Origin of the sequence: Rhizobium sp. CG5, assembly GCF_023701945.1 — a bacterium.
Taxonomy (GTDB): Bacteria; Pseudomonadota; Alphaproteobacteria; order Rhizobiales; family Rhizobiaceae; genus Allorhizobium.
Genome location: NZ_JABAEF010000011.1, coordinates 1 through 12,517 on the forward strand (window position 1 = coordinate 1; position 12,517 = coordinate 12,517).

At 62.5% G+C, this 12,517-nt stretch carries 13 protein-coding genes; 3 read left to right on the top strand and 10 right to left on the bottom strand.

Going from position 1 to position 12,517, the window contains the following annotated elements; genetic code table 11:
* Window positions 1–336 precede the first annotated feature (336 nt).
* A complete protein-coding gene (locus tag HGO38_RS18030; RefSeq protein WP_250957482.1) occupies window positions 337–1,332 on the top strand; it encodes an AraC family transcriptional regulator in 996 nt (331 codons plus the stop codon).
* 50 nt (window positions 1,333–1,382) lie between these two features.
* Window positions 1,383–2,591, top strand: a complete 1,209-nt coding sequence (locus HGO38_RS18035) for an MFS transporter (RefSeq protein ID WP_250957299.1) — start codon at window positions 1,383–1,385, stop codon at window positions 2,589–2,591.
* A 205-nt stretch (window positions 2,592–2,796) separates the two neighbouring features.
* Here the strand turns inward: HGO38_RS18035 and HGO38_RS18040 are convergent, their stop codons facing one another.
* From HGO38_RS18040 to HGO38_RS18075, 8 genes are all read right to left on the bottom strand, one after another.
* Entirely contained in the window at window positions 2,797–3,753 is a 957-nt protein-coding gene (locus HGO38_RS18040; protein WP_250957300.1) for a DMT family transporter, read from the bottom strand.
* Between the two features lie 16 nt (window positions 3,754–3,769).
* Window positions 3,770–4,603, bottom strand: a complete 834-nt coding sequence (locus tag HGO38_RS18045; RefSeq protein ID WP_250957301.1) for an EamA family transporter — start codon at window positions 4,601–4,603, stop codon at window positions 3,770–3,772.
* Window positions 4,603–5,184 (bottom strand): TetR/AcrR family transcriptional regulator, encoded by a 582-nt coding sequence (locus HGO38_RS18050; RefSeq protein WP_250957302.1) that lies wholly within the window; start codon window positions 5,182–5,184, stop codon window positions 4,603–4,605. The genes HGO38_RS18045 and HGO38_RS18050 overlap by 1 nt, the downstream gene beginning before the upstream one ends.
* A gap of 171 nt (window positions 5,185–5,355) precedes the next feature.
* Entirely contained in the window at window positions 5,356–5,988 is a 633-nt protein-coding gene (locus tag HGO38_RS18055) for a phosphoribosyltransferase family protein (protein ID WP_250957303.1), read from the bottom strand.
* The gene (locus HGO38_RS18060; RefSeq protein WP_250957304.1) at window positions 5,978–6,658 is read right to left on the bottom strand and encodes an energy-coupling factor transporter transmembrane component T family protein; all 681 of its coding nucleotides are present in this window, start codon (window positions 6,656–6,658) and stop codon (window positions 5,978–5,980) included. The genes HGO38_RS18055 and HGO38_RS18060 overlap by 11 nt, the downstream gene beginning before the upstream one ends.
* Window positions 6,658–8,178 (bottom strand): ATP-binding cassette domain-containing protein, encoded by a 1,521-nt coding sequence (locus tag HGO38_RS18065; protein WP_250957305.1) that lies wholly within the window; start codon window positions 8,176–8,178, stop codon window positions 6,658–6,660. The genes HGO38_RS18060 and HGO38_RS18065 overlap by 1 nt, the downstream gene beginning before the upstream one ends.
* Window positions 8,179–8,197: 19 nt before the next feature.
* Window positions 8,198–8,770: an aminotriazole resistance protein gene (locus HGO38_RS18070; protein ID WP_250957306.1), complete on the bottom strand. Its 573-nt coding sequence runs from the start codon at window positions 8,768–8,770 to the stop codon at window positions 8,198–8,200.
* A gap of 227 nt (window positions 8,771–8,997) precedes the next feature.
* A complete protein-coding gene (locus HGO38_RS18075) occupies window positions 8,998–9,687 on the bottom strand; it encodes a phosphoribosyltransferase family protein (protein WP_250957307.1) in 690 nt (229 codons plus the stop codon).
* A 111-nt stretch (window positions 9,688–9,798) separates the two neighbouring features.
* On the opposite strand from HGO38_RS18075, the gene HGO38_RS18080 reads away from it, so the two are divergent.
* Window positions 9,799–10,725 carry a LysR family transcriptional regulator gene (locus HGO38_RS18080; RefSeq protein WP_250957308.1) on the top strand — a complete coding sequence of 309 codons (927 nt, stop codon included), beginning with the start codon at window positions 9,799–9,801 and terminating at the stop codon, window positions 10,723–10,725.
* Window positions 10,726–10,845: 120 nt separating this feature from the next.
* On the opposite strand, the gene HGO38_RS18085 is transcribed toward HGO38_RS18080, so the two are convergent.
* Window positions 10,846–11,727: an SMP-30/gluconolactonase/LRE family protein gene (locus HGO38_RS18085; RefSeq protein WP_250957309.1), complete on the bottom strand. Its 882-nt coding sequence runs from the start codon at window positions 11,725–11,727 to the stop codon at window positions 10,846–10,848.
* A 21-nt stretch (window positions 11,728–11,748) separates the two neighbouring features.
* Window positions 11,749–12,516 (bottom strand): 2-oxo-tetronate isomerase, encoded by a 768-nt coding sequence (gene otnI / locus HGO38_RS18090; protein ID WP_250957310.1) that lies wholly within the window; start codon window positions 12,514–12,516, stop codon window positions 11,749–11,751.
* Between the last annotated feature and the right edge of the window lies 1 nt (window position 12,517).

A 12,517-nucleotide genomic window follows, 5' to 3' on the forward strand; every position in this document is an offset into this window, starting at 1 on the left:
CCGGATGTGAGGTTGTATAGGCCCGAGAACCGGGCCGGTAATTGCTATGGGCTCAGACCGTGGATCCGCCGACGAAGGAGAAATTCGATGCCACGCGATTGAACAATTGACAAAAATCCTGATGTGATGGGATACGGTCCCTGCATGCTTCTTTTGACTTTTAAAATCCTGAAAAATGATGACTTTGACATAAACGATCGGGACTTGAAGCAAGGCGCGCCACGTTGTCGGACGCCGTTCGTCTAGCCCGCCTTGGCGCTGACAGTGATTGGAATGGCAATCTACGGGCCTCGATTGCCATTTGCCTACCGGACGTTTAGCATCTATAATGCGCGAATGCTTGACCGTTCGTCCCAATCGTCTTCACCAGATATTCCAGTGGATGCACTGAGCGAAGTCCTGCAAGACTTTCGCTTGAGCGGCGTTAGCTATAGCCGCTGCGAGCTCCGGCACCCATGGAGCATCGCCTTTCCGCAACAACAGCTGCTTCGTTTTCACTTTGTCAGCCAAGGCCCCTGCTGGATCCATACGGCAGCGCTCGGCTGGCAGGAATTGCGCGATGGCGATCTGGTGCTGCTGCCGCAGGGCGTCGCCCATCGACTTGCCAGTGCGCCTGATGTTGCCGACGCCTCTCTCAACGGATGTCAGGTGACCAAGTTGGGGACCAATGTTTGCGAAGTGGTGCGAGAAGGGACAGGCGCAACAAGCACCCTTTTCTGCGGCTCCATGGCCTTGGGCGTTTGTGCCCTCAATCCCCTGATCAGTTTGATGCCGCCGATCATCAAGGGTTGCGACGTGGCCGGCAATGACCCGATCGTCGGCCCCCTGCTGGCGGCGATGACGGCGGAGGCAACCCATCCACAGATGGGCAGCGCCACGATCTTGTCACGAATGGCGGACCTGATGACCGCGCGGCTGATCCGCTGCTGGGTCAATTGCACCGGCACCTCGACAATCGGTTGGCTTGCCGCCATCCGCGACCCCAATATCGGCCGCGCCCTGGCCGCCATGCACCGAGACCCCGGCCATAACTGGACCGTGGAAAGACTCGCTGCCGTGGCAGGTCAATCGCGCTCGATTTTCGCGGAGCGCTTCAGCGCTGTGTTAGGGGAAGGCGCGGCACACTATCTCGCCCGTCTGCGGATGCAGCTTGCCCGCGAGTTGCTGGGCCAGAACGGTACGTCGGTTGCCGACGTCGCGACCCGGTTGGGCTATGAGTCCGAGGCGTCCTTCGCGCGCGCGTTCAAGCGCATCACCGGTGTCTCACCAGGCGTTGTGCGTCGCACAATTCCCGGACGAATGGACATGGATTTCGGATTTCAGGGTACATAACATCCGAAAAAACTCGTCTATGAAGGTCTCCAACTCTTGGAGACCTCTCAATGACAGATACATCATTCCAGCTTGAAGGCGCGGTGACAGACACCGACGCCCCTATGTCAGTCGCGTGGAGCCTGGCCACCTGGCTCGCGGTCCTTTCGATGGCGGCCACCAGCTTTGCCTTAGTGTCGGCCGAGTTCATGCCGGCAGGCATGCTGACACCGATGGCGCGCGATCTCGGCGTCAGCGAGGGCATGGCCGGACAGGTCGTGACGGCCACCGCTTCTGTTGGCGCCGTGACGGCTGTATTGAGCAATGTCCTGATTGGCCGCCTGAACCGCAAGACGGTGCTGGTCGGGCTGAGCGCCCTGGCGGTCGGCTCCAACATTCTGGCTGCGACTGCGACCGATTTTTGGCTCTTATTGTTGGGCCGAGCCGGGCTTGGCATCGCGCTGAGCGCTTTCTGGGCGCTGTCAGTCGCCGTCGTATCAAGACTGGTCGGCGCCAATGCCACAGGCCGAGGCATGGCGATCGTCACTCTTGGCGTCTCGCTCGCCACGATTGCCGCTCCGTCGATGGGGGCACTCATCAGCGACTGGTTGGGTTGGCGCAGCGCCATGGCCATGACAGCCGGGCTGGCTGCACTGGCCATGGCGCTGCAGTGGCTCAGTCTGCCGACCCTGCCTGCAACCACGAGCAACAGCCTTGCCGACGTCTTCCGGCTGACACGGCGGCGTGGCATTCAGATTGGCATGCTTGCTATCCTCTTGCTGATGACGGGGCACTTCGCCGGCTCGGTCTATGTGCGCCCCTTCCTCGAACAGGTTACGCTGCTATCCACCGGGCCGATTGCCCTGGCGTTGCTCGGATTTGGCATCGCCGCTGTGATCGGGAACATCGCCGGTGGTCGCATGGCGGACGCCAATATCCGCATTGCCCTTGCAGTCACCGCCGCGCTAATGGCCTTTGCGGCGCTTGCTTTGGTACTGTGGGGCGAGCATATCGGCGTTGCCTTCGGCTTCGCGGCGCTATGGGGCTTTGCCTTCGGCATGGCGCCGGTGGTTCTGCCGACCAATCTGTCCCGCGCCGCGCCCGACGCGCTGGAGGCGGCAGGCAGCCTGATGGTGACCTCATTCCAGGTGGCAATCACGATTGGCGCGGTTGTTGGAGGCTATATCGTCGACACTTATGGCGCGACGGGACCCTTGACTCTGACCGCCATCCTAGCCGCATCGACGGTCGTTCTGGCCCTGCTGCAGCCCCGGAGCTAATCTTGCTCCTGTTGCGCGGGTAGGCGCATCTGCACGGCGGGTGGCAATATATGGCTGCGCAATGACCGCCGTGCACAAGGGTATCGATCCCCGCGTAACTTCGCAAACCGTTGAGCGGAATTTGATTCCGTCCGGGTTTGCGGGGCAGCGACAAGTGTTCGCGCGGTGGACGCCTTGAAAGGGATCGAACCGACTCCCTTGAGACCTAGATCGCTTCATGGCCTGGTATTCGATTCCGTTTGAACGCTCCGATCGCGGCAACCACCCCTCCGGTCAAAAGCGCGATCCCGGCAGCCTCCGTCAAAGTGGGCAGCCGTCCATGCGCCGCGAGCCCGAACACTGATCCGAAAACAGTTTCCGACACGATCAGTTGCGCGCAAAGCGTCACGGGCAATCGTTTCGCCGCCAGGGTCCAGGCGAGCGCCCCTCCGACCGACGCAAAAATGGCGAGCGACACCCCCCATAGATACAACGCAGCCGCGGCATGCCAGGACAGGCCAAGACGAGGAACTTCGAATACGCCCATCATCTGGCCGATCGGAACGAACGCCAGCATTTCCAAACCGCCGCCGGCCATGATCAACGCGGTCCAGACGGCGCCGTCCATGCCCGGACGCTCCGCGAGCGCCGCCTGGTTTGCAAGACCGAACCAGGTCCAAAGGATGACGGCGGCAATGGCAAGGGGAATGCCGACCATAAGAGACCGCGAAGCCTGAAGTCCGACCGGTTCAAAAACGCTGATATTGACAAGGGTGAGACCGATCACCGTCAGGGCGAGCGGCACGACCAATCCACGCCATTGCAGGACCGGCTGGCGCAGATTGCCGGCAATGGCCAAGACGATGGGAACGAGCCCCAGAAATGCCGGCGCCACGACCGGTCCGGCAAAGATGGCGGCGCCGACAACCGTCAGGAAATAGCCGACATAGCCAATAAACCCGAGCCAGAAGGCCGTCAGCCAATCGCGCAGTGTTAAAAGGCGGACAAGATCCCACTTGAAGGCGAGAAATCCGAACCCGATGGCGCCTGAGATGACGAACCGGAAGACGGCGAAATCGAAGACCGAATAGTCGCCGATCACATAGGGAACGACAAAGTTCATCGACCACGCCAGGGCGGCCAGCAGCGCTGCCGCGATGCCGATCAGCATGGACCTGGTCATGATCTGCCGCCATCATTCATGAGACACCGAGGCAGATCGCGCCGCCGGCGACGATGACGCAGGCAACGATCCGCTTCATCGTCAGCGCCTCGCCGAGAAACACGCGCCCGATCAGCACGGCGAACACCACGCTGGTTTCCCTGAGCGCCGTGATCGGACCGGCGGGGCCAAGAGTAAAGGCGGCGATCACCGCGCCATAGGCGACAAGCGAGACCATCCCACCGCCGATCGCCGTCCAGGTCTCGGGCGAGCCGATATCCGCCCTCAACCGCCCGCGCATCAGCATGAAGGTTGCGGTCATCAGGATGCCGTAGATCAGGAAAATCCAGATGGCGTAGCTGCGTGCATTGCCGGACAGTCGCACGCCGATCGCGTCAACGGTGGCGTAAGCGGCGATGAACAGACCGGTGAGCAGCGCAAACAGGATCGAGGCTGTCGAGGCGCGTGTCCGGCCAAGCGACAGGCTCATGATGCCAATGGCGACGAGAGCGACGCCGATCGCGCTGCCGGGGCTGAGATGTTCGCCGGCAAAGGCCAGCCCGCCCAGCGTTACCAGCAGCGGCACGCTGCCACGCACGATCGGATAGACCTGGCCAAGTTCGCCATGCCGATAGGCCGAAACGAGAAAGACGCTATAGCCAACCTGGAGGCAGGAGGAGAAGAACAGATAGGGCCACGCCGCCGGCAAAGGAAGAGGAAAGACAAGGGCCAGGGGAACAGCGACCACGGCCATCGAAAGGCTCATCACCGTTACCGTCCACAGGCGATCGGCGCCGGAGCGCAGAAAGGCGTTCCATGTGGCGTGCAGGACTGCGGCGAAGAGGGCGAGCGCAATGACCGTCGTCGTCATCACTGTTGTGCCGGAATAGCAAGAATGCTCGATGCCGCCTGGCGGACATCGCGCATGGCGGCATCGCCCTGCCCCATCTGGGCAAGCAGTGTTGCACCTTCGAGCAGCATGAACAGCGCGGTTGCCGCACTTTCCGCCCGATCCGCCGGCATCTCCGCTTCGAGTATGTCCCGCAATCGTTGCCTCAGGCCATCCTTGTGGCCTGCCACCGCCTGAAACACCGGATGCCGGGCATCGCCGAATTCGGCCAACGCATGCGCGAACAGGCAGCCGTGGAATTCCGGGCTGCGGAACCAGCGTTCATACCAGTCGAAGATGGTGGCGATCTTCTCGTCCGCCGTGGCCACCGTCGCGGCAAGCTCGTCAAGCTGCGTGTTGAAACGATCCGTCCTGAATCGCAGAACCTCGACGATCAGACCGTCCTTGCTCGGAAAATGGCGATACATCGTCATCTTCGCCACCTCGGCATCCGCGATGATGCGGTCTATTCCCGTAGCGTGAAACCCTCCGCTCTTGAACAAGGCATAGGCGGTTTCGATGATGTGCTGGCGCTTGTCGCTGGTGGCAGCTGGTGACGGCATGAGGCAAACCCATGATGATGAGACAGGTCTGTATCATCCTGCGCTGTGTTTTTAATGCCGTCAAGAGCCGCCAGGTAACAGCATCTCTGCTGCGAAACTTTTAAGCGCTGGGACCGGCGCTTTTTATGGATTTTGCCTCGGCTCTCGCCATCGCCGACAAAGCCCCAGACGTCAGGTACCGGCGATCGGTTCCCACCTGCCGTCCCGGCCGGGTGAAAACTGGGGAATATGGGCAAGGCTGTGGACAAGGGGTTCGTCGGCGCCGAGCGTCGCTTTCCAATCGGCCGCCTCGGTCAGGATCACGCCGATGCCGACGACCTCGGCACCCGCCTTGCGCACGAGGTCCAGCGACCCTTTCATGCTGGAGCCGGACGCGACGACGTCGTCAACCACGACGACGCGCTTGCCCTTCAGCAACGGAACCGCCGCGCGGTCCAGGAGCAGGCGCTGCTCGCCCTTGGAAGTGATCGACGAAATCCGCTGTTCCAGCGCGTTCGCCAGATGGAGTTTCGGCGACTTCTGCAGGATGACATAGGCGTCGAGGCCGAGAGCGCGGGTCACGTCGATGGCAACCGGAATGCCGAGCGTCGCCGCACCGACGATGATGTCGGGCTTAAGCGGCTTCAGTTTGGCCGCCAGCGCATGTCCGACATGCTCGCCGAACTTCACACCGAGATCGATCACCATCATCAGCGAAATGGCAAAGTCCGACTTGATCGCCACGATCGGCAGATCGACGGGCCAGCCGGCGACATCGACCTTCCAGTTCTGTCCGGTTTTCGGGTTTGCGGGGTCAGTGGTCATCGGTTTTGTCCTTTATGGTCATGCGGGGTTCGACCATCAGGCCGACAATGCGCCAGGTGGTCCGTTTCTGCTTGAGGTCGAAGCCGTAAATGGCAAGTGAAAATGAAATGGCATGCGCCATGCGAATAGCCTGGACCAGAAGCGGGATGCCGCGCGCGAGCGCAAACCGCAGTTTCGTTGGCAGGCTCACGTCATCGATCTCCATGCCGCGGGCACGCTGGGCATCGGCGATGCGCTCGAAATCGTCGCGCAACATCGGAATGATGCCGAAGGTCAACGACAAGACGAGCGTCACGATCGGCGGCAGCCGCGCGGCACTCGCAGCCGCCAGGATAGAGCCGGGCGTGCTGGTCTCCATCACGAAAAAGAAGGCGGCCGTCGTCGTCACCAGGCGCGCGGCCATGCCAGCCGCGATCGGCAGGGCTTCGGCCGTCGTTGCGCCCTGCAGCCACAGGTTCACCAGCCAGCTGACAATGACCATGCCCGACAGCAGCAGGGCGCCCTTGATGTAGCCGCGCAGGCCAGGGACGCCGGCAAGCCACAGGAAGGCGACGGTGAGACCGGCAAATGGCACGCCGAAGCGCCAGCCGGGCACCAGCCAGGCAACCAGCATCACGACAAAGGCAAAGGCCAGCTTGATGAAGAAATTGATTTCGTGCAGCCGGTTCATCAGACCTCTCCGGCCATCTCGCGATAGGGTGCAGGCCAGCCAAGCTGGCGGAAAGCCGGACTGTCCCAGCCCTCGTCAAGCCCGCCATCAAAGGCGATCACGCCGTCGTCGAGGATCATCATGCGTGTCGCCAAATCGTCTACGAGTTCCAGATCGTGCGAGATCAGCATGACGGATCGACCGCTTTCCTTGAGGGTGGCGATGAAAAGTTCGAGCATGCGCCGTCCCTTCAGATCGCGGGCCAGCAGCGGTTCGTCGACGATGGCGATCAGCGCGCCGGCCGCATCCGCGCAGGCAAGGCCGAGCAGGGCCTGCTGGCGAGCCGACAGGACGAACGGATTGGCCTCGGCAAAGCCCGACAGGCCGTAGCGCTCGAGCGCCGCCGCAGCCCGCGCGAGAACGTCTGGATCCGTCGAGCTGGCACTTGCGGCGGTGATGGCGAAGATGACCTCACCGGTCACCGTCATGTTGAACAAGATATGCCGCATGTTCTGCGGGATATAGGCGATCCGGCGCGCCCTGGCGGCCACGGTCCACGCCTGCGCATTGGTCCCGTCGAGGACGAGCGAGCCGGATGCGGTCTTCTCGAGGCCAAGCATCGCCTTGAAGAGGGTCGTCTTGCCGGCGCCATTGCGACCGATCAGGGCCAGGACCTCGCCGGCCCGAATGTCGACATCGACACCCCTGAGAACCGGCTGTCCGTCGGGCCGGGCAAGCCGCGTGGTAAGGCCCCGCGCCTCCAGCAACGACCGGCCGAGGATGGCCGGCGGGCGCAACTTGCGTTGGCGCAGCGGCGGCAGGAGGCCCGCGTCGCGCCAGGCCTCGTCGAGCGGCACAATCTCGGCAGGGGCAACGGGCCGCGACAGGTGGCGGTCCGACAGCAGCGCGATCCGGTCGATCACCGACAGGAGTGCCAGCGGATCTTGCTCGGACACCAAAAGCGCCGAGACGGAGCCCGCCACCGTTTGCAGAAGCGCCGCAAGCCGCGCCCGCGCGGCGGGGTCGAGGCCGGTGGTCGGCTCGTCCATCACCAGAATCAAGGGGTTTGCGGCAAGGGCCGCGGCGATCGCCACCATACGCCGCTCGCCACCCGACAGCGTCAGCACCCGGCGCCCGCGCAGCGCCTCGATCTTGAAGGCCGTGATCAGCGTGCGCAGCCGCTCGCGGATCGCATGTCTCTCGACGCCCCGGTTTTCGAGAGGAAAGGCAATGACGTCCTCGACGCAGAGATCCCAGAGCTGGTCGTCAATGTTCTGCGACACGAAGGCGATCGTGGAAAAGAGCTCGGTCTTGTCAAACGCCGCGATCGGACGGCCCATCAGCGTGACCTCGCCGGCATAATCGGGGAGCGGCAGCAGGCGCGGGATAAGGCCGGCGACAGCGGCAAGAAACGTCGTCTTGCCGCTGCCGGCCTCGCCGCAGATTAAGAGCCGCTGGCCCTCTTGCAGATGGCAGTCGGTCTCGGCGATCACGGGATCGGGACCACCGAAACCGAGACGAAGGCTGTTAATCTTGAGCACGGGATCTTTCCGGTTGGTCTCAGAAGCGCTTGAAGCCGGCCGGATGGGCGCTTTTCAAGATCTTCATGGCCGGGACGATCAGCAGCGGCGTACCGATGACCATGGGCACGATGTCGGACAGGCCGATATAGCCGAACGCCCACCAGAACGGGAAGATGCCGAGATAGGCAAGACTTGCCGACACGGCAGCGACCATGACGATGCCAACGGCAAGGCATGCGAGCGCAATCTTCACCAGAACGCTGCGGTCGAAGGCGGTCTTTGCCGGATCGAACAGGAAGCCCGGAACAAGGCCGGTCAGGCCGACCATGATCCCGTCGACGATCAGCGAATGGGCAGGAATGAAGGTGCCGGCGAGAAGCGACCAGACAATGGTGCCGAGATAGCCGCAGATGAAGCCGCTGCGCCAGCCGAGCAGGATGCCGATCAAAGGCGGAAGAAAGGCGAAGATCCGCCATTGGATGACGCCAGGTACCAGCTGGATCGGATTGGCATAGGCCCAGAGTACACCGGTGGCGGCAGCCGCCACGATGGACAGCACGAGCGGAAAGAGGGTGTTTCCTTCGCTGTGCGAGAGAGTGGTCTGTTGCATTTTCTTAGTTCCCCTTACGTTGAGATGGACAGGTCTTCGGGCATGGCGCCAGCCCTGGGGACCTCCCTATTGGTCTGTCGAAGGTGGTTGGGCTGATGAGCCGTCCGCCTTCCTCCTTTCTCATCGATGGTCCGCTCAGGTTCGGTCTGCCCCTGAAAGACCCTCGCTTTTTCTGTCTTCGTCACGCGTTCGAGAACACCGGTCTCCCTCGTGTCCCCTGACAAACTCTAGCCGGCCGACCGTAATCCAGCGTTTCGACTATCTCGATCGAACGCGGGGCTTTTCGCTGGTCGCGCCGCATATTCCGTTGTGGCATCCGGCACGGCGATGCCGTCGACGATATCGAACTGAGGGATGTGACCCAGGCTGGTCACGAGGTCCGCATCCCGGCCCAGCGCATCGCGCCAGGCGTGTCCCTCCGCAAGGATCGTGCCGGCACCCGCAACCTCGGCACCGGCACGCCGCACCAGCCGGATCGCCGCCGCCATGCTGGAACCTGTGGCCACCACGTCGTCGACGACCAGCACGCGCTTGCCTTGCAGGCGAGCGATCGAGCGCCTGTCGAGCAGCAGCCGCTGCGACCCGCCGCTCGTGATAGACCTGACGTCCTCGACCAATGCTTCGGCGAGGTGAAATTTCGGCGACTTCTGCAGGATGACATACTGGTCCAGTCCGAGACGTCGCGACACCTCGATTGCCACGGGGATGCCGAGCGTCGCGCTGCCCACGACAATGTCCGGCTTCAGCGCGGCAAACCGTGCCACCATCGCATCGCCGACCAGATCGCCGAAGCGCACCCCCATCTCGATCACCATGAGCAAGGCGATGGCGCGCCGGTCGCTGAGCGCGATGATCGGCAAATCGAACATCTCGCCGGCAATCTCGACGCTGAAGGTCTCAGGAGTGATCGGGTTCATGTCGGTCCTTCATCTGCAAGCCTCTATAGACAATCGGGAAGACGACTTTTACAAACATCAAGATCCGTCCGGTGCGTTTCCTTTTTTTCAACACAGGTCCGTCGATCTGCCATGAGCAGGCTGCTTTTCTCCCGTTTTGCCCAGTATCTCGAGGCCATCGCCCGGCTGGGATCGATCCGGAAGGCGGCGGCGGAGCTGAACGTATCCGCCTCTGCCATCGACAAGCAGCTGATCCGCGCCGAGGAGGAACTGGGGGTCGCCCTGTTCGAGCGGCTGCCGCGCGGCATGCGCCTGACCGCGGCGGGTGAGATCCTCATTCATGGCGTCAGGGGGTGGCGCAAGGATTACACCCGCATCACGTTCCAGATCGAACAGTTGAAGGGCCTGCGTCGCGGCGAGGTCAAGATTGCCGTTTCGCAGGAGACCGTGTTCGACTTTCTTCCCGGCGCAATGGCCAGGTTCATGCGCGACCATCCCCGGATCCGCAACACTGTCCTGGTTGTCGAATCCGACCAGGTTCGCCAGCTTGTCCTCGACGGGCTTGCCGATTTCGGGCTGACGTTCAGTCCGCAGCCGCTGCCGGGCGTGACCGTCACCCGCTCCGCCCCCTTTCACCTGCGCGCCGTCCTGCCGGCGGGCCGGGTATCCGCAGCGGAGACGACGCTCTCGCTTGAGGCATTCTTTCAGAATCCGACCATCATACCCGATGCCAGCACCCATCTTCGCGATGCCGTCGATGTAGCCGCTGCGCGGACCGGCACGCGGCTCCAGCCCGTGCTGACGACCAATAGTCTCGACCTCATGCGGTCGATGGTTCGAGAAGGAGCGGGATTCGGCCTGATCGCGCTGTCACAGGGCGCCGAGGCCCGACGGAACGACGGTCTAGTCTATCTGCGCCTCAGCGACCGCGGCCTTCCGCCGCTCACCCTCTCCCTCATCATCGATCCGCAGCGCAGCCCGTCGATGACGTCGATCCTGATGCGCCAGTATTTCGAGGCCTATTTCGACGATCTGGAAAAAGAGTCCGAAACGACCTGAGGCGTTTTCCAAGGTTGCCGAGCGTGGCTTAAAGCCATGGGCTCAGAAGCAAGGCCTTGATAGGATGCGACGCTGATCTTCAACCCGCTGGATCAGCGCGTCATGCAAAGTGCAGAGCCGCTACCCCGTCACATTGAGATAGACCGCATAAAGCGCGCGCGTGGCGCAGATGTAGAGCCGATTTCGCGCTGGCCCACCGAAGGTAAGATTGGCGACGGCTGCGGGAATGCGGATCTTTCCCAGCAAGTCGCCATCGGCCGTCAGGCAATGCACGCCGTCGGCGGCACTGGTCCAGATATGACCGTGCCGATCGATCCGGAAGCCGTCGAAAATGCCGCGCGGTGCTTCCGCAATCAGGCGGCCGGCCGAAAGCTTGCCGCCCGAGACCGTATAGGCCAGCAGCCGCGATGGCTTCGAGCCGCTGTCGGCCACATAGAGGATCTTCTCGTCCCAGGAGAAGGCCAGCCCGTTCGGCTGCACCAGATCCGACAGGACAACGGAGACCGCGCCGGACGGGTCAATCCGGTAAACATTGCGGCTACCGATCTCGCTGTCGAGACGCGCGCCTTCATACTCGGTCGAGATTCCGTAGGTCGGATCGGTGAACCAGACCGAACCGTCGCTCGCCTCCACCACATCGTTGGGCGAATTGAGCCGCTTGCCGTCATAGCTGTCGGCCAGCACCGTCAAGTGGCCATCATGTTCCCGGCGGGTGACGCGCCGCGTCAGGTGCTCGCAGGAAATCACCCGGCCCTGGCGGTCGAGCGTATGGCCATTGGCGAAACCGGACGGCGCCTCGAAAACGGAGACAGCACCGTCGCATTCGTTGAAGCGCAGCACACGGTTGTTGGGAATGTCGGAAAACAGCAGATGCCGCGCCGCCGGCACATAGACCGGGCCTTCCAGCCAACGCCCGCCATCGTACAGCTGATCGACATGCACATTCGGCAGGATCAGCGCCTCGAAGCGCGGATCGATCACCTCGAACCAATCCGTATACATGCTCTCCTCCCTCCCTATCTTCTAGAGCTGACGCATCCAGCCAAGACCGTCTTCGGTGCGCGCGGCCGGCCGGTATTCGCAGCCGATGAAACCGTCATAGCCAAGCGCATCGATCTCGGCGAAGATCATGGCATCGTTGAGCTCGCCCGTGCCCGGCTCGTGGCGCTTCGGGACAGAGGCGATCTGGATATGGCCGATGCCGGGCATCATGGATCTCAGCGCCATGATCACGTCGCCATGCAGGATCTGCCGGTGATAGACATCGAACTGCAGCTTTACGTGAGCTTGATCGATCGAATCGATGAAACCCTGCGCCCGATCGAAGTCATTGAGAAAATAGCCGGGCATGTCGCGCTTGTTGATCGGCTCGATGACGAGCCCGATGCCGGCCTCTCCGGTTTTGTCGGCAGCGATCGTCAGGGCCTCGCGATAGCGGGCCTGGGCGCCCACGTCCGCGCTGTCGGCAATCCCCGACATCATGTGCAGCAGGGGCGAACCGATGGTCTTGGCATAGCGCACCGCCAGATCCACCGAGGCGATGAACTCGTCGCGGCGATCGGCAAGGGCGGCCAGGCCGCGCTCGCCCTTGTTCCAGTCGCCTGCCGGCATGTTGAACAGGGCCTGTTTCAGCCCGGCGCCCACCAGCTTTTCGGCAACCACTTCAGCCGCGAAATCATAGGGGAAGAGATATTCCACGGCCTCGAAACCGGAATTCCTCGCCGCCTGGAAGCGCTCCAAGAACGGATATTCGTTGAACATCATCGAAAGGTTGGCAGCAAACCGCGGCATA

Bases quoted from the DNA above. Each gene is read 5' to 3' on its own strand.
- HGO38_RS18030 (WP_250957482.1), top strand. From the start codon at position 337: ATGCTTGACCGTTCGTCCCAATCGTCTTCACCAGATATTCCAGTGGAT.
- HGO38_RS18035 (WP_250957299.1), top strand. From the start codon at position 1,383: ATGACAGATACATCATTCCAGCTTGAAGGCGCGGTGACAGACACCGAC.
- HGO38_RS18040 (WP_250957300.1), bottom strand. From the start codon at position 3,753: ATGACCAGGTCCATGCTGATCGGCATCGCGGCAGCGCTGCTGGCCGCC.
- HGO38_RS18045 (WP_250957301.1), bottom strand. From the start codon at position 4,603: ATGACGACGACGGTCATTGCGCTCGCCCTCTTCGCCGCAGTCCTGCAC.
- HGO38_RS18050 (WP_250957302.1), bottom strand. From the start codon at position 5,184: ATGCCGTCACCAGCTGCCACCAGCGACAAGCGCCAGCACATCATCGAA.
- HGO38_RS18055 (WP_250957303.1), bottom strand. From the start codon at position 5,988: ATGACCACTGACCCCGCAAACCCGAAAACCGGACAGAACTGGAAGGTC.
- HGO38_RS18060 (WP_250957304.1), bottom strand. From the start codon at position 6,658: ATGAACCGGCTGCACGAAATCAATTTCTTCATCAAGCTGGCCTTTGCC.
- HGO38_RS18070 (WP_250957306.1), bottom strand. From the start codon at position 8,770: ATGCAACAGACCACTCTCTCGCACAGCGAAGGAAACACCCTCTTTCCG.
- HGO38_RS18075 (WP_250957307.1), bottom strand. From the start codon at position 9,687: ATGAACCCGATCACTCCTGAGACCTTCAGCGTCGAGATTGCCGGCGAG.
- HGO38_RS18080 (WP_250957308.1), top strand. From the start codon at position 9,799: ATGAGCAGGCTGCTTTTCTCCCGTTTTGCCCAGTATCTCGAGGCCATC.
- HGO38_RS18085 (WP_250957309.1), bottom strand. From the start codon at position 11,727: ATGTATACGGATTGGTTCGAGGTGATCGATCCGCGCTTCGAGGCGCTG.
- otnI (WP_250957310.1), bottom strand. From the start codon at position 12,516: ATGCCGCGGTTTGCTGCCAACCTTTCGATGATGTTCAACGAATATCCG.